General features: G+C 37.6%; 11 protein-coding genes. 2 read left to right on the forward strand and 9 right to left on the reverse strand.

Annotated elements, in window-relative coordinates:
* Positions 1 to 62 precede the first annotated feature (62 nt).
* Positions 63 to 545 carry a hypothetical protein gene (locus tag LZQ00_RS11035; protein ID WP_234509342.1) on the reverse strand — a complete coding sequence of 161 codons (483 nt, stop codon included), beginning with the start codon at positions 543 to 545 and terminating at the stop codon, positions 63 to 65.
* Between the two features lie 139 nt (positions 546 to 684).
* Here LZQ00_RS11035 and LZQ00_RS11040 point away from each other — a divergent pair, with 139 nt between their 5' ends.
* Together LZQ00_RS11040 and LZQ00_RS11045 are read left to right on the forward strand one after the other, a co-directional pair.
* Complete coding sequence (locus LZQ00_RS11040) at positions 685 to 990, forward strand: hypothetical protein (RefSeq protein ID WP_234509343.1); 306 nt, start codon at positions 685 to 687, stop codon at positions 988 to 990.
* Positions 965 to 1,261 carry an alpha-ketoglutarate-dependent dioxygenase AlkB family protein gene (locus LZQ00_RS11045; protein ID WP_234509344.1) on the forward strand — a complete coding sequence of 99 codons (297 nt, stop codon included), beginning with the start codon at positions 965 to 967 and terminating at the stop codon, positions 1,259 to 1,261. The genes LZQ00_RS11040 and LZQ00_RS11045 overlap by 26 nt, the downstream gene beginning before the upstream one ends.
* A 194-nt stretch (positions 1,262 to 1,455) precedes the next feature.
* On the opposite strand, the gene LZQ00_RS11050 is transcribed toward LZQ00_RS11045, so the two are convergent.
* From LZQ00_RS11050 to LZQ00_RS11085, 8 genes are all read right to left on the reverse strand, one after another.
* Positions 1,456 to 2,424 carry an ROK family protein gene (locus LZQ00_RS11050; RefSeq protein WP_234509345.1) on the reverse strand — a complete coding sequence of 323 codons (969 nt, stop codon included), beginning with the start codon at positions 2,422 to 2,424 and terminating at the stop codon, positions 1,456 to 1,458.
* 421 nt (positions 2,425 to 2,845) lie between these two features.
* A complete protein-coding gene (locus LZQ00_RS11055; RefSeq protein WP_234509346.1) occupies positions 2,846 to 5,191 on the reverse strand; it encodes a glycosyl hydrolase family 95 catalytic domain-containing protein in 2,346 nt (781 codons plus the stop codon).
* A 9-nt stretch (positions 5,192 to 5,200) separates the two neighbouring features.
* A complete protein-coding gene (locus LZQ00_RS11060; RefSeq protein WP_234509347.1) occupies positions 5,201 to 7,177 on the reverse strand; it encodes a sialate O-acetylesterase in 1,977 nt (658 codons plus the stop codon).
* A 14-nt stretch (positions 7,178 to 7,191) separates the two neighbouring features.
* Entirely contained in the window at positions 7,192 to 9,390 is a 2,199-nt protein-coding gene (locus LZQ00_RS11065; protein ID WP_234509348.1) for an alpha-galactosidase, read from the reverse strand.
* A gap of 13 nt (positions 9,391 to 9,403) precedes the next feature.
* Positions 9,404 to 11,650 carry a glycosyl hydrolase family 95 catalytic domain-containing protein gene (locus LZQ00_RS11070; protein ID WP_234509349.1) on the reverse strand — a complete coding sequence of 749 codons (2,247 nt, stop codon included), beginning with the start codon at positions 11,648 to 11,650 and terminating at the stop codon, positions 9,404 to 9,406.
* A gap of 14 nt (positions 11,651 to 11,664) precedes the next feature.
* Entirely contained in the window at positions 11,665 to 13,260 is a 1,596-nt protein-coding gene (locus LZQ00_RS11075) for a solute:sodium symporter family transporter (RefSeq protein WP_234509350.1), read from the reverse strand.
* A 19-nt stretch (positions 13,261 to 13,279) separates the two neighbouring features.
* The gene (locus LZQ00_RS11080; protein ID WP_234509351.1) at positions 13,280 to 14,320 is read right to left on the reverse strand and encodes a GntR family transcriptional regulator; all 1,041 of its coding nucleotides are present in this window, start codon (positions 14,318 to 14,320) and stop codon (positions 13,280 to 13,282) included.
* 15 nt (positions 14,321 to 14,335) lie between these two features.
* The gene (locus LZQ00_RS11085) at positions 14,336 to 16,357 is read right to left on the reverse strand and encodes an alpha-galactosidase (protein WP_234509352.1); all 2,022 of its coding nucleotides are present in this window, start codon (positions 16,355 to 16,357) and stop codon (positions 14,336 to 14,338) included.
* Positions 16,358 to 16,375 lie beyond the last annotated feature (18 nt).

Consider the following 16,375-nt stretch of genomic DNA (forward strand, 5'->3'; position numbering starts at 1 on the left):
TCTACTTTATTTTTCTATTGTACTTCCACTTAGTATCATATTTTAAGATCGAATATGAATTATTATACAATATGACGGCTAGATCTTACTTGAGTATCCAGCCAGATGTGGTCATGTGTTTTCAGCAGTTTATCAGCCTCCACGTTATTTAATATAAACCCTTCATTATCTATTAACTGAACATCATCCTTTTGGGATATATGAATCATACTAAAGACAGCATCTGGATCTTCTCCATGAATATCCGATTGCAGAACTTTAACATTTTGCTTCACTAACCACTTTATACCCTCTTCCCTATCCATATATTTCAAATGCTGGAGATCTTCATCAAACTGCTTCAATTCTTTTGTGGCTCTATCTGGAAAGAAATCAAGCAAATATTTTTCATATACTTCCTTATCTTTATTTCGTAGTGCATAATTTCGTACAATCAGTCGGTGTGGATGATCTTCAAATTTGAACATCTTCGGGTTTTCCATAAAACCGTAATGCAGATTATATTGTAAGATGCGTGCATCCATATTGATTTTTTCGTTTTCCATGATTTGCAAAGTTTAGTAGTTAAAGAACGCTCTAAAGGTCAGATTGTTTAGTAAGTTGTTATTTTTTGCGCTATTTTCTGATTTTCTTTTTCACTAACTCACCCTAAAAGACGACACCGAAATATTTACTTCTGGAAGTATGGGCAAGAAAATATTTGATCTATCTGATAGTGACCTTATGCTGATAGATACCTTTTTTACAAAAGCAGAATCCGATCACTATTACCATACGTTGTTGAATACTACTGCATGGCGAGAGTATGAAATGGAAATCTTTGATAAAACTGTTAAGGCTCCACGCATGATTGCTTGGTATGAAGATAAAGACAACATCGGAGCGAACCAAAATGGTCCAGATTGGACTACCGAGTTATTGGCAATCAGACAGCGCGTGGAGCAGGAAACAACACTCACATTTAATGGTACTACTGAATCTTTATCGTAATGGAAAGGACAGGGTAGCTTGGCATAGCGACCGCATCGACACATCAGGGCACAATCCAGTGATCGCCTCAGTAAGCTTCGGAGAAACTCGTCTGTTTCGACTCCGTCATAAATTTAGAAACGAGATCCAACAGCTGGAAATCCCATTGCACGATGGTTCATTCTTGTTAATGGCAGGAACGACCAACAGCTTTTGGCAACATCAGGTACCCAAAACAGCTCGAGACATCTTACCTCGGATTAATCTGACATTCAGAAGGGTTAACCGATAGCAACTGCGTTGATATAGGTCAACCCATTGAGAAATGACACCTGATATTTAGGCGAGCTAAAAAGCATTCCTAAAGACTAAATATAATTAGCGAACACAATGTTACTAGACTTGATCAGCAAGCAAAAAGGAATGTCCGAACTCGCTAATATCCTAACATTATGTCTAATATAAAATCGTGTTAGCAACTTACGTTTACTGTTCCCAAGCTAAAGCACTAGCTCCAAGGATTGCTGCGTCAGCCTCATGAAGTTCACTAAAAACTAATCTTACTTTGTCTCTAAATATCGGTAACAGATTTCTTTCCATATGAAGTTTAGCTGGTTTTAGAATAAAATCTCCTGCTTTGATAACACCGCCAAATAAAAGAATAGCTTCAGGAGAAGAAAACATCACAAAGTTGGCTAAAGCTTCACCGAGTTTTTGCCCTGTATACCGAAATACTTCAATAGCAATTGGGTCTCCTTGAATCGCACACTCATAGACTGTTTTAGAATTGATTGCTTCTTCAGGATACTGATTAAGCATTGAGCTTGGAAATTCTGCTCTCATCTTCTTTGCTGTAATTGCGATACCTGTAGCAGAAGCGTATGCTTCCAAACTTCCTTCCGATCCCGTACTCCAGTGTTTTCTTCCTCCAGGTTTTACGATAGTATGTCCGAGTTCTCCAGCAAAACCATCATGTCCATAGATTAAGCTTCCATTGGCCACTATACCACTTCCTACACCTGTACCTAAGGTGATCATAATGAAATTTTTCATTCCTCGAGCCGCTCCAAAAAGCATTTCACCAAGAGCTGCAGCATTCGCATCATTGGTCACGGTACAACTCATACCAAATTTAGTTTTCATCATATCACCGATAGGAACCACACCCTTCCAAGGTAAGTTAGGTGCTTGTTCAGCCGTACCTTTGTAATAGTTCCCATTAGGAATCCCTACTCCCATCCCGTCAAAATTTTCCTCTGTACCGTATTTCTCAATTAAAGGATGAATTTTATGATATAACGCATCAATGAAATCTTCGACTTTTGGATATTCATCTGTTCTGATATCTCCTTTTTCAAGGACTTCTCCACGATGATTCACTACTCCAAATTTAGTATTCGTTCCACCAATATCTATTCCTAGTGCAACACGTTTTGACAAGTTTGTTAACGCCATTTCTTTATTTAAAATTCTAAATCGTTAAAATATAAAAAAAATTGTATTAATACTATATTAAAAAAGTTAAAACAGTTAAAATTATTTTGACTCATTAGATATTTACTCCATTTTCCCTATGATTTAGTTACATTATAAAGGTGAAAGTCACATACGATTTATATTTGTTTACTTGGAGGATTATAATCAATACTAAGACTCGTCATTAACACAATAGATATAAGAATAATCTTAAAGTAGTACGAAGGTTTGATATCACTTTCAACTTATATTCTCTTTCAAACACACTTGCTTCCAACTCAAGGTGAGATGCATTTTGTTAATAGAAAAGGGGTGCCAAAAGAACATAATCAGGATAGAAATGTTGTTTTGGCCCCCTTAGTTTGTACGATTTTGATCTAATGATTAACCTGATATTTTTTTATGATGTATGATAGAGTTCCCACTTACCATTTTTGTATACGTTGATTTTCTTGTGTCTTGGAGAATTGATTTTATAATTCACGATTTCACCCTCTTTCCAAGTCATCTCTAATGTACAATTTCCTTTCAGACGAATCCCTCTTATATTGCCTTCCTTCTTCCATGCCCTCGGTATAGCTGGCAAAAGATAAACACTATCTGCATGGGATTGTACCAACATTTCAGCAATACCTGCTGCTCCTCCAAAATTGCCATCGATTTGAAACGGTGGTCCCGCGGCCAAAAGATTAGAATAGACTCCTCCTCCTGCCCCGTAATTAATACGTGTATCCACTCGTGGGGTCATCAGTTGCTTAAATAGTTTATAAGCTCTTTCTCCATCGTGCAATCTGGACCAAAAGAGCATCTTGTGAGCAATAGCCCAACTTGGTCCATCATCTACTCTTACTTCCAAACTTTTTCTAGCGGCATCCGCCCACACTGGATTATTATCCTTTTGAATAAGATATCCTGGATACAAACCATATAAATGAGAAATATGTCTATGCTGAGGATCTACTTCTTCATAATCTTCTATCCATTCCATTATTCTTCCGTCTTTACCAATCTGTACTACAGGTGCTAGTTTTTTCAGTTTTTGTGTAACTTCAGTTATAAATGGATCTGATGATTTCTCCAGTATCTGTGATGCTTCAATCAAATTTTGGAATAGCTCCCGAACGATCTGATTATCAATAGTGGGGCCCATAGTCACATTTACCTGATGTCCATTCGGTAGTTTAAAAGAATTTTCTGGCGATACCGAAGGTGAAGTAACTAACCAACCTTTGCTGGGATAGGTTGTCAAAGCATTAGCATAAAATTGTGCAGCTCCATATAGGATAGGATAAATTCTATTGAGATAGGTCTTATCTTCAGAATAGAGATAATGTTCCCAAAGGTTATTACACAACCATCCTGATCCTGCATTGGTAATGCCCCATGATGCTGATTCTCCAGGTGCTGTATATCCCCAAACATTGGTAATGACGTGTGCTACCCAGCCATTAGCATGGTAATAAGCTTTGGCCGTTCTTTGACCAGGGATCATCAATCCTTCTACCAGATTCACCAAGGGTTCATTCAATTCACCTAAGTTTGCAGCACCTAAGTGCCAATGGTTCATCTGGACATTGATATCCAGGTGGTAATCGCTATTCCAAGGAGTTTGAATTTGATTTGCCCAAAGTCCTTGAAGATTGGGAGGTAATAAACCTATTCTGGTACTACTGATACTTAAATATCTTCCGTACTGATAAAATAAGACTGCTAAACCTGGATCTGCATCTGGCTCTTTGCCAAAAGAAACCAAACGCTGATCTGTTGGCAAATCTGTTTTTGATCTACCTAGTGTTAGTCTTAATCTGTCAAATTTTTCCGTATAATGCTTGATATGTTCGGCATATTGTTTTTCATAAGATTTCTTCATTGCTGCATCCAGGGTAGCACGACTGGTAGTTTCAAAATCCTTTCCTTTAAAATCTGTATCCGTAGCGAGATAGAGCAATACTTCATCAGCTCCCTTAATTTCTATATTTTGACTATTGATCTGCTGTATGCCTCCTTTGATCTTTGTTCTAATTCGTGTCTTAAACTGCATACCTTTCCCATCTACTCCATTATCCAGTTGACCAAATAAAATGAGCTCTCCATCTTTAGTAAAAGAAGTTGCTCGTTCGGAACGTTCAATTTTAATTTGGAGATTAATTTTTCCCCTTTTGCTACTTTTCAATTTGATTACAGCAACATCATCTGAAAAACTAGTCCAATATTCTCTACTATAGTTTATTCCGTCCAATTGATAGCTTGTCCTTACAATTGCATGCTCCAGATCCAATTCACGATGATAATTTTTGACTTTAGCTATATCCATCTTGTGATCAAAATTCAATGTTAAATTTCCTAGATTCTGATAGCATCCCCATTGCTTACCTCCCGAACCAGGACCTTTGCACACAAAGTGTTGGTCGATCAGTTGCTGTGCCAAATCATTTTTGCCTTTTTTGATCAACGATCTAATGCTATCCAAATAGTTGCCAGCTTCATCATTATTAGCATCTTGCGGACTTCCTGACCACAGGGTTATATCATTTAAAACCAACTGTTCAGTTTGCAATCCACCGTCTGGCATCATTCCAATCTTTCCATTTCCTAGCGGTAGTGTTTCCTCCCATTGTTTGGCTGGTTGACGATACCAGAGTTTTAAATCCGTATTCTGTCCGAATATTTTTCCAGAAGAAAGGAAAAGAAGCATACAAATAATGATGCGAAAGTGATTGAGATGATCGTGATTTATTCTTTTCATAATCGTTTATTAATTGTTCCAATTATCTGTCCGAAAAGGAGAAGCAGGAAGACCTGCATCATTATATAGGATAAGGTCAGGATTATCTGCCCATCCATATCTTACTGCTACAGGAGCGGACACTTCCTTAGCACTTAGTCGAATTTTACGCCCTATTTGTTTGATTTCTGCTGGATAAAACACCTGATCTTTTCCTGCAATGGTAAATCCTCCATTTGTTTTATCAAGACTTTTGAGTGCCAATTTCTTTCCCATGGGATCAAAATTAAGTTGGACTTCATGCCCTTTTATAGACCAATTCTTTAGTGAGGGGCCACTGAAAGCAATCGTTTTCCCATACAGTTTGTTCAGTGCTATAAAAGCAAGTCGCTTACCCACATCTTGTTTATTTTTTGGATGAATATCTCCAGCTTCTCCAATATCGGCAATCACAGCCATACCCGTGTGTGGTACTTTTAAGGTTGACAGTTGCGCATCTCTTAAGATTGCCCAAGATGAAGGTTCTGGATGTGCTATCTTATCTTTAAAATTGGCCAACTGTACATAGTAGAAAGGCATATTCTCATTGTTCCACTTTGTCCTCCAATCCTTGATCAACCCAGGTAACAACTCGTTATAAGGGCTATCCTTAGTCTCTGTATTGCTTTCACCCTGATACCAAATGACACCTTTGATCTTGAAGTCTACAAAAGGCTGGACCATGGCATTGTATAATACAGTTGGTCTATTCGGCCCCTCCATTGTATTAGGTTTCGGAGGTAATTGGTTCAAATCGTAGCCAACTTTGCATTTCCATTCTCCTACCAAGGAAAGGGTTTCTCCATTTGGTCCTTCCAATCTAGGTTGTTCTGATCCACTATAAATTCCACCTTCACCTCCACCATCAAATACCCGCATGGCAATATGTAGACTAGGCTGATCATTTATGACGCCTGAAATCGTATAGTTTCGATTGAGGTTATACCCATTTGTCTCTCCCACAAACTGTCCATTGACATAGGTTATATCGTTATCATCGACTGTTCCCAAAATCAATCTGATATTTCGACCTATCCAATGTTTAGGTAATTCGATGTCTTTCCGAAAATAGATAACACCATCCATGCCTGGAAATAGGTTTTTATCATAATAGCTAGGAATAGAAATATTGTCCCATGCACGAATATCGATGTTACGTGAAAGCCAGCTTCCTTCTGTTCCTGGCTTACCTTTATCTTGTTTATCTGCTAGTGTATTCCATACTTCCATCTCCTTATTAAATAGCTCTTGTGCATCTGGCCGTTGTATCTTTTCAATCATGGAAGTATAAGGTGTGAATGGAGCTAATCCCTGTCTACTCATCCAGGTTTCAATAATGGTACCACCCCAAGATGAATGGATCAGACCTATTGGAATACCTGTTTTTTCATAGATTTCACGAGCAAAGAAATAAGCAGTTGCTGAAAATTCGGCAATACTTTGTGGCGAAACGGAGTTCCAACCCCCTGTCTCCACTTTGCTGTCCGTTATCGGTAAGTTGCTCGTAGATTTGGGAATCTGTAATATTCGAATATTCGGAAAATTAGCCGAATTGATTTCTTGTTGGTAATGATTGATCTTTCCCCATCCAGCCAGAGGCATTTCCATATTGGATTGACCTGAACAGAACCAGACCTCGCCAATTAAGATATTGTTTAACGTCAATTTATCCCCATCATCTAGGGTAATTTGATAGGGCCCTCCATAAACTGGAGTTTCCAAATAAACTTCCCATTGCCCTTGCTGATTTATCTGTACTTGATACGTCTTATTATTCCAGCTGGTATTGACATTCAAATGTTGACCTGAGAACGTACTTGTGCCCCAAATCTTGACTTTTTCTTTTTGTTGCAACACCATATTATCGCCAATAAAATTGGACAACTGTACTTTGGCTTGCGCCACTGTCAATCCCGTCAATGCAAGAATCAATAGCATCATCACCTTTCTATAATCTTTGACTTTCATGAGTTATCTATTTTTTACTGGGCGCTAATTTTTAAAAGAACACTCGTCCGTTTGTTATTCAAATCTGGATTGACCCCAATTTTCATCAGATAATCCCCAGAATAGATCTGAGAATTTTCCAATGTTGAACTGATTTCGGGATATAGATTAATTTCTTGGACTTGATAACGTTTCTGAGGATCTAATCCTTGTAAACGTACAGGATCAGTACTACCAGCTCCATAGCGATTATTGACCAAATAATTGAATATAACAGCTTCAGACTTTTGATCATCGACATACATGATGGATGCATAGTCACCTACTCTCGGATCGGCCAATCGATATTGCTGACCGTGCCATACGATATCTTTGAAGGAATCATAAGTCTTGACTGCATTTTGGCAGAATAGAAGATCCTTATCATTTAAATGACTGACCACGATATCAAAGCCCAATTTTCCCATCATAGCTACATCTGTACGATATTTGAGGGGTTGTTTACCCCAATCGGTAACATGGTTTGAGGTACTTATTGCTGGAAAAAAATAAGAATATTCATACTGCATAAATACACGTTCTAAAGGATCTGTATTATCAGATGGCCAAAATTCCGTAAAATATTGTAGAGCAGCATAGTCAACTCGACCTCCTCCACCAGAACAAAGCATCATCGGAACTTTTGGATATTTAGCACGAATACGTTCCAATACGTTATACAAGCCTTGGACATAAGAAATATAAAATGCTCCTTGGTCCTTTAGAAAAGCTGAATGAGCATTGTAAATAACTGCGTTACAATCCCATTTGATATAAGCCAATGCTGGATTTTTAGTAAAGAGGTCATCCAAAACCTGAAACACAAAATCTTGAACCTTAGGATTGGCTAAGTCTAATACCAATTGGTTTCTAAAATAATGCTCCTCACGTTGGGGTTGTTTCACCACCCAGTCAGGATGCTTCTCATAAAGTTCCGATTTTGGACTTACCATTTCAGGTTCAACCCATATACCAAATTTTACGTCTTGTTTAGTTGCTTCTTCCACCAATGTAGTAATTCCATTAGGTAGTTTTTGGCGATTAGGTTCCCAATCTCCTAAACTGGAATGGTCACTGTTCCGTGGATATTTATTACCAAACCAACCATCATCTAATAGAAATAAATCTACTCCTAGTTTTTTCGTATCCTGAAGTAAACCTTTCAGCTTTTGCTCATTGAAATCAAAGTATGTTGCTTCCCAATTATTGAGCAAGGTCAATCGTTCACCATTACCATCCAATAATTTGTATTTACGAGCCCAATCATGCAGATTACGTGACGCTTTTCCTTTTCCTTCCGTGGACAATGTGTAAATTAATTTTGGAGTGATAAAGTCCTGATTAGATTGAAGCGTAACAGTGGAAGCATAATTATTAATGCCAGCAATGATTCTGAGATTGTTGAGGTAATCTACTTCGAGATCAATCTTGAAATTACCACTATAAGCCAAACTAGCCATCAATACAGTACCCTCATCCTCCGATGCTTTTTCTCCTAAAGAAACCATAAAAGAAGGTGGTTGGAATAAATTGGCTCGTGTACCTAATTTACTATCCAATACCTTAATCCCATGGGTCAAAGGAGCTTCCTCTACCTGCATTTCTCTCGCCCAATCACCATGATATTGTCGCAACCAATAGGCATTGGATTTTAAGGTTAAATTGGCTGAAGCAAATTTCTCCAAGGATATCGATTTTTTTTCTTTATTCTGTATCGTAGTCCATTGTTCGATCATATCCTCACTCAAAAACGATTTGTAATGCAGGACAACATAGATATCGTATACTGGATCCTTGAGCGTAATATCTAATTGATTACTATTGGGATCAATAGACTTAACCTCATGTTTGACATAGCGTAAATCCAACGATCTATTTCCATCAGCATGGATAACACTGATTGCGGGTTCAAGAAGATTTTTGGAACCCGAAGGGGTATACGCTGCATTGGACAATCCACTGTAATCGGTCATTTGTTTATAACCTTTGGAGATTGTGCTATATTCTTTTATATTACTCAGTTTCTCTCCATAGTACAACATACGTAATGTCTTGGTAGAGTCGTATTCCAATACCAATGCTTTGGATTTCGTTTCAATTGGTATTTGGCTTGATTGTGCTTGGACATCCAAGGAGATCAGTCCCTTAATGAGCAAAAATCCTATGAATAAATGTCTAAAATAAGGTTTTGGCATATCGCATAAATTTTTAACGTTTACGAACTAATTTGAGTTGTTTGTTTGCTTGTAGTTGTACTTGGTATAAGTATTTTCCTTTTATTTCTTTTTGTAATGGTGTATTTTGGAGCATTGTTGGGCTCAAAACTTGAATAATTTGAGTTTTAGGAGAAGAGAGCACAATGGATTCCAATTGATTACTTTTCCAAGATAGCTCATTGACAAGGACATTTCCTCTTGCTTTTAATCCTTTGATTTTTCCCTCTGTCCATACGTCTGGTAATGCAGGCAATAATTCAAGCGTATTGGTATGAGACTGCAACAGCATTTCACTTACCGCAGCAACGTAACCGAAGTTTCCATCAATTTGAAATGGAGGATGTGCACAAAGGAGATTTGCATAAACTCCTCCTCCATTGTTATAATCAATACCATCACCTCCCACTAAATTGATAAAATTGTTTAAGATCCGGTGCGCATGATTACCATCTTGTAATCTAGCCCAAAAGGCTATTTTCCAAGCCATAGACCATCCTGTGGATTCATCACCTCGTGCTGTTAGCGTTACTTCTGCAGCCTTGGTCAATTCTGGTGTTTGTAAAACAGAGATCTGATTACCCGGATAAAGAGCAAATAAATGCGAAACATGGCGATGCTTATCCTGTGGATCATCACGATCTGCTTCCCACTCTTGCAATTGACCCCATTTTCCAATCTTAGGTTTTAATAGTGCATCTCGAAGTCCTTTAATATGAAGTTTATAATTTTCATCTGTTTTCAAACTATCACATGCAGCAATATAATTGCTAAAGAGATTATAAATGATTTGGTGATCATAGCTCACGGCATCTTCTGTCGGTCCATGTTCAGGAGACCATCCCATAGGAGCCACAACTGTCCCATCAGTTCGACGTACAAGTCGATCATCCCAAAACTCACATATTTCTTTTAAAATAGGATAGGCAAATTCTCGTAAATAATTTTTATCCTGATTGAATGCATAATGTTCCCACAATGCTTGAGCATACCAAGCACTTCCTGGGGTATTCCAGTTAAAGCTCTCGCCTCCAAAAATATTGTTTTCGGTACGTACAGTCCATCCACGAACTCCAGGATATTCCTTCTGTGTGTGTTCTTTCTTTACCTCCCGCATACTATTGATGTAATCCAAATATGGCCAAGCAGATTCGCTCAAATTGGCAACCTCGGCAGGCCAGTAATTCATCTGTACATTGATGTTAGAATGGTAGTCTGATCGCCAAGGTGGTGTATTGCTATTGTTCCACAATCCTTGCAAATTGGCTGGTAGCCCACCTTTACGTGAAGAACTGATCAACAGATATCGACCGTACTGGTAGACAAGAGCTTCCAGTTCAGGAAATGGACCTTTCTTATATTGTATTAGAAGTTCCTTTGTTGTTAATTTCCTATCAAGCAGTTTTTGTCCCAATTGAAGTTGAACATTTCCAAATAAGGATGCATAATCTTTCGTATGGCGATTGAGTAGCTGTTCAAAACTATAGGCTTTGGCATGGTTAATAGTTTGTTCATTTACTTTTAATGGATTTTCATTTGTTTTCCAATGCGTAGATCGTGTATTGGCATAGTTCGTAGCTGCACTTAATAAAAGAATGATTTTGTCTGCTGCTTTAATTTGTAAAGTAACATGTCCATCTTTATCCTTTATTTCTTGCAGCGTACCACCTTCTGTTTTGATATGAAGTTGAGCGGCATATTGCATTCCATTCGACAATGTGCCACTGAAGACCAAATCTCCAGAAGCTAAGGTAGAATATTTACCATGTGCATCTTTAAGGTTGATCGTTGCCGTTAATGATTTTTTATGACTACCAACATACTCTAAAGCAATTACTTGATCAGGATTACTGGCAAAGTAACGCCGATGTAACTGTTGATTATTTTGTCGAAAGGAAATCGCATGTAACGCTTGGTCTAAATCAAGTGTTCGACTATAGTTTGAAAAAGGTTTAGCATTTACGGAGTCAAACTGGATAAACAGATCTCCAAAAGCTTGATATTCACCCGTCTCTTGCTCATCACCTGTCCATAAGCTGTTTTCGTTAAATTGAATATGTTCTTGATGTACATCTCCAAAGATCATCGCACCTAGACGACCATTACCAATTGGATATGCTTCAGTCATCCAATCTTTAGCTGGTCTATCATCCCAGAGAACATAATTTTGTCCATAAGTCTGCTTATAGAATAAGCCAATTAAAATGAAGATTAAGAGTTCAATTCTTTTTCGTATTAACATATACTTAAGCAGGTTTAACGGGCTAGGCCCAAAGGTGAAAAAATCAAATAAATACTGACCATCAAAAGAAGGAGGATAGTTCCTACCAGATATCTACCTTTCCAATAGGATGCACGATCTTGACCAGAAAATTCAAATTGAAACGTTGATAAATAATGAGGTTGTGTCCACTTACTTCCAATCCACATGATGAAGGCTATGGCTAAGAATAAAAGTGCAAATAAATGTAAATAGTGTAGGTCAAGCTTCCAGATAAAAACAAGTACAAAATAACTGATCATATACAAGAACAATCCAACTTGAGCCATACTTGAAGTGATCTTCCTTGAAAGTATCCCCATGATCATTATCGTAAAAATTGGCATATTAAAAAGACCCGATACCGTTTGTAAATAGGTATAAAATCCATCGTGAGCAAAAAGAATAAACGGTGCAATGAACATAGCCGACAATGAAATTATCAACTCAAAATATTTCCCCTTTTTTACTAATTGGATTTCACTGAGATCAATATTCTTATGTTTTAGATAAGGTTTATAAATATTAAAAATGAACAAGCTGCCACAACTTTGTAAGCCAGCAGTATAAGTTGTCATCGCCGCACCAAAAACCAGTGCCAGTGAAAAACCAATAAGAACGTCCGGGAAAATATGGAGGATCAATTTGGGAAATACTGATGCCGTGGGTTCAATATTGGGTAAAAGGTGAACCGCCAATAAACCTGGAAGATTGATAAGTAAAGGCATGAACAATTTTCCTCCTGCAGCCAAGGTCATCCCTTTTTGAGCTTCTGTCAAGTTTTTCGCACTTAATGCCTGTTGGGCGATATAGGGTTCCATCCCCCAGTAATAGAAATTGATCAATAACATTCCCGTGAACAAAGTGGAGAAAGGAATAGCATCATGTTTATTACCCACCGCATTCAAATGTTCCTTTTTAGATAGGAAAACCTGTTGCACACCTGACCAGATATCTCCACTACCTAAGTACCAAAATGCAAATATTGGAATTAGGAGTGCTAGCATAAATAAACACAGACCTAGGCTCAAATCTGACAGAGAGATTAATTTTAATCCACCAAGAATACTATAAAAACTTCCAATAATACCCAAAGCCCACACCAATAACCAGATACTCTGCCAGTAACTGATATGCAATAAGCCAGGTACATCAAACATCGTAGCAAGACTCAAAGCACCTCCATACAGCACTGGTGGTAATAAATTGACAATATAGCCTATCAGTATAAGCATGGACACAAGTATTTTGGTTTTGGGATCAAATCTTAAAGACAAGAAATCAGGTACGGTATGAAATCCATGTTTAAAATAGATAGGCAATAGAAATTCTGATACCAAAAGCATAGCGACTACGGAGCTTACACCCCAACCTATGACTGACAAGTTATTGATATAGACGGATTCGTTTTCACCAATAAATTGATTAGCACTTAAGTTAGTCAATAACAAACCAGCTCCAACCATCCAAAAGCTATTACTCTTTCCTGCCAAAAAGAATCCATTGAGCGTACTTGTATATTTAGTTCTAAACTTCCATAAGGACCATAAAGCAACTAAACCCGTAAAAAAGCAAAAACTTATAATGACCATACCTATCCCATTACATGAATTAAACTGAATTACGATCGGCCAAAGTGGTTGGCACAATCATTTTAACGAACTCTCTATCCAATACAAATTTTGCAGCTTCTTTACCGATTTCTGAAAAGCTTGTGGAGAAAGTCGTAATTCCACCGCTGATGATCTCTTTAATAACATCATCATTGTGGGAAAGAATACCTAAATCATCACCTAGTTCCCAGCCTTTTTGGAGTACCTCTTTGAGCATTTGATAGAGTTCAGGATTGTGAATCGTAAAATAGAGCTTTCCTTGTTGCAGTTCACCAGCATGATACTGTTTTTCTATATGACCTTTTATTTTATATTTTTTTAAGAATTTTAAAAATGCATTTTTAATTTCATTTGGTTCGGCTGTATGCTCCCTAAAGTAAAAGATGACATCCTCATATTTTTTGATCTTCGGGTACAACTGTTCAAATACCTGATAAGTTGACTTTTCAAATTCTTGAGCTACATATGAATATTCTTCTCCAAGATCCAATAATCGATCAATAATCAAAAGTTTGGAAGATGGTATGGACTGCAGCAATTGAATTGAAGGTTTATTTTCGATCGGAGCTACGATATAAACGGTATATCTGCCTTGAATACGATTGAAGATATCTTCAAACGTCTCCATATTATTGTGGTGAAAAAACAAATCTACCGACACTTCTTCTGGAAGATTAGCCCTCAGTTCTGACACAAGAGTATCTTGAAAAGTATCATAAGCATACAGCACAACAGCTACTTTTTGTTTCATTTGGGTATTGTTGCTCACTACAAAATAACCTTTTCTATTTTTAGACTCAACGACTCCATGAGCAATAAGATCCCGATACGCTTTGGCAAAAGTTTCTCTAGCGTAACCTAGATATTGAATCATATTATTTACGGAAGGTAGGCTAGCATGCACTTCCAGTTCATTCGCATCAATAGCATCTAAAACTCCTTGAACGATGCACTCGTGTTTGGACAATGCATTCAATGCTTCCAATCGCTTGATTCGATCGATTAAGGGTGTAAAATTTTCTTCTTTGGGTATTTTCATATGTATTAGTCTTGATTAAAGCGCGATCCGAAATAATTTACCACCAGCTTCTTCAAATGTGATGGGTAGTCCAGCTATTATATCCAGTTTTGTTTTTGCAAACAATTCCTCTGCTTTATATTTCTTGCTGCTATTCAATCCAAGTTGTTTAAAGTCTATATCAATCGTACGTTTTTCATTGCTAAAGTTAAATAAAGCAACGTAGAGATCCTTACCTGATTTTTTGAAATAATATTGATTTGCGGCCCTCCCTTCGACAAAACCTGCTGGTCTGAAGCTTTTACCATCTCGTATTACCTTTAAGATCTCAGGATTTTGGAGATAGGTATTCATGTTGATCTGCCAACTTTCTTTTTTAGAGAAATCATCTCCAAGGATAATCGTTCCTGTTACAATTCCAGAAAGTAATCTCGCTTTGTTTATTTCTGCAGTCTCATCATGAAAAACCAAATGATCAGCATCAATAAAATCATACATGTAGGTTTGCCACCATCCATAGCTGACACTGTTCAAGGTATATTGGGTTTGATCGATGGTTTTCCATGCATCACATGCAATGCGTCTCATATGTGCAAATTGGGAAGTTGCCAAGGATGGAGAAATGGCAGCATAGATCAACATCTTTCCTTGTAAAACATCCACAAGATGTTTCATCCCTAGTGCATAGGCTTGCATTCCTGTTGTACTATTTTTATCGTAGAAACCTGTAGATTCGATAGCAGCATGAGAAAGAAAATCTATTTTAATCATTTTGAAACCGCAATCAACCAGCTTTCCTAAAATAACATCCATACGCGCTAATGTACCGGGGTGGGTAGGATCCAAAGCACGCCCTCCATCCAGATTGTGATACCCACCTTTCGTTTTAGTCCACATTTGGCCAAAAGTATATAAACTTCCTTCCGCTTTTCTTTCCGGTCCACCGCCATGCCCCCAATCGGTGAATGGTGCCCAATACACACCAGGTTTTAGACCAAGAGAGTCACAATAGTGAACGAATTTTTTCAATTGGGTATAATCACCTGACATGACTCCTGGAGTCATATTGTCCCAGAAAGAATCTAAATCAATAAAAGCTTCACCATCAGCATTCCGAAAATAGGGAATGTCCTCTACAAAATAACGTGCTGTGGCAGTAGCATTGTGAAAATTAATTTTATCTTGGATGACTCCCCAGCTATTCCAACCTACAGGTGTAGCTCCTTTCCATTGCTGCACATATGGGGGAAGCAATTGACGATGGATCTTAGCATATTCCTCCATTCCAGCACGCCAATCGTTTACATACGAAATTAAATATTTAGGAGACAAAACACGATCTCCCTTCACAAAGCCATGCTCCATGGAGTCTCGCGTAATATTGACATCTGTGAACCCTGTTTTAACCGCGATAAAATTGCAATTTCCTTGATTACCTTTAATTGCTATACCTGACTTCCAAACCGATTGATCTAAAGACCCGATCAGTAAGCCATGTTGACTTTCTCTATCATAGATGACACCGATTTCAGCACTTACTTTATTCGTATTGGAAAGTGGTTCATTTTCGTAAGAGATAAAAGCATCATTATCAAACGGAACAGCTACTTGATACAAAGATTTTCCGAGCGAACTAACTGTGGACTCCATCCATAATGGAGCCATTTCATTGCTAGCGATATTCTTTCCATTAATTTCCAACTGAACCAAAATGATGGGTTTTTGATCGTATAGAAAAAAATGTTGTTTCATTTCTAATCCATTTTTAATTTTTGATAACACAGTATAGTGTGTTCCTCTCCCCAACTTGTCCTGAATAGGCTGTTCACTTATTTTTTTAATTCCTTTTATTTGATCAGAACTGATTCTTGTTCCGTCTGAAAGTACTGTATAAGCGATAGCATTCTTAATTGTCAAGTTATTGTTTTGGCTGATACTATAAGTACCAGCCTCTTTGTTGTAGCTCCATACAATACCATTTTTTTTAACCTGAAAAGGTTGAGCACTTAAGTAAATCGCAGTCACAAGTACTAAAAATATTCCCAAAATGTATCTCATGCTTGTATGATGTCTAAG

This window comes from Sphingobacterium sp. SRCM116780 (assembly GCF_021442025.1).
Classification (GTDB): domain Bacteria; phylum Bacteroidota; class Bacteroidia; order Sphingobacteriales; family Sphingobacteriaceae; genus Sphingobacterium.

Excerpts from the sequence above, each read along its gene's own strand:
- LZQ00_RS11040 (WP_234509343.1), top strand. The coding sequence starts at position 685 with ATGGGCAAGAAAATATTTGATCTATCTGATAGTGACCTTATGCTGATA.
- LZQ00_RS11075 (WP_234509350.1), bottom strand. The coding sequence starts at position 13,260 with ATGGTCATTATAAGTTTTTGCTTTTTTACGGGTTTAGTTGCTTTATGG.
- LZQ00_RS11045 (WP_234509344.1), top strand. The coding sequence starts at position 965 with ATGGTACTACTGAATCTTTATCGTAATGGAAAGGACAGGGTAGCTTGG.
- LZQ00_RS11065 (WP_234509348.1), bottom strand. The coding sequence starts at position 9,390 with ATGCCAAAACCTTATTTTAGACATTTATTCATAGGATTTTTGCTCATT.
- LZQ00_RS11035 (WP_234509342.1), bottom strand. The coding sequence starts at position 545 with ATGGAAAACGAAAAAATCAATATGGATGCACGCATCTTACAATATAAT.
- LZQ00_RS11070 (WP_234509349.1), bottom strand. The coding sequence starts at position 11,650 with ATGTTAATACGAAAAAGAATTGAACTCTTAATCTTCATTTTAATTGGC.
- LZQ00_RS11055 (WP_234509346.1), bottom strand. The coding sequence starts at position 5,191 with ATGAAAAGAATAAATCACGATCATCTCAATCACTTTCGCATCATTATT.
- LZQ00_RS11060 (WP_234509347.1), bottom strand. The coding sequence starts at position 7,177 with ATGAAAGTCAAAGATTATAGAAAGGTGATGATGCTATTGATTCTTGCA.
- LZQ00_RS11080 (WP_234509351.1), bottom strand. The coding sequence starts at position 14,320 with ATGAAAATACCCAAAGAAGAAAATTTTACACCCTTAATCGATCGAATC.
- LZQ00_RS11085 (WP_234509352.1), bottom strand. The coding sequence starts at position 16,357 with ATGAGATACATTTTGGGAATATTTTTAGTACTTGTGACTGCGATTTAC.
- LZQ00_RS11050 (WP_234509345.1), bottom strand. The coding sequence starts at position 2,424 with ATGGCGTTAACAAACTTGTCAAAACGTGTTGCACTAGGAATAGATATT.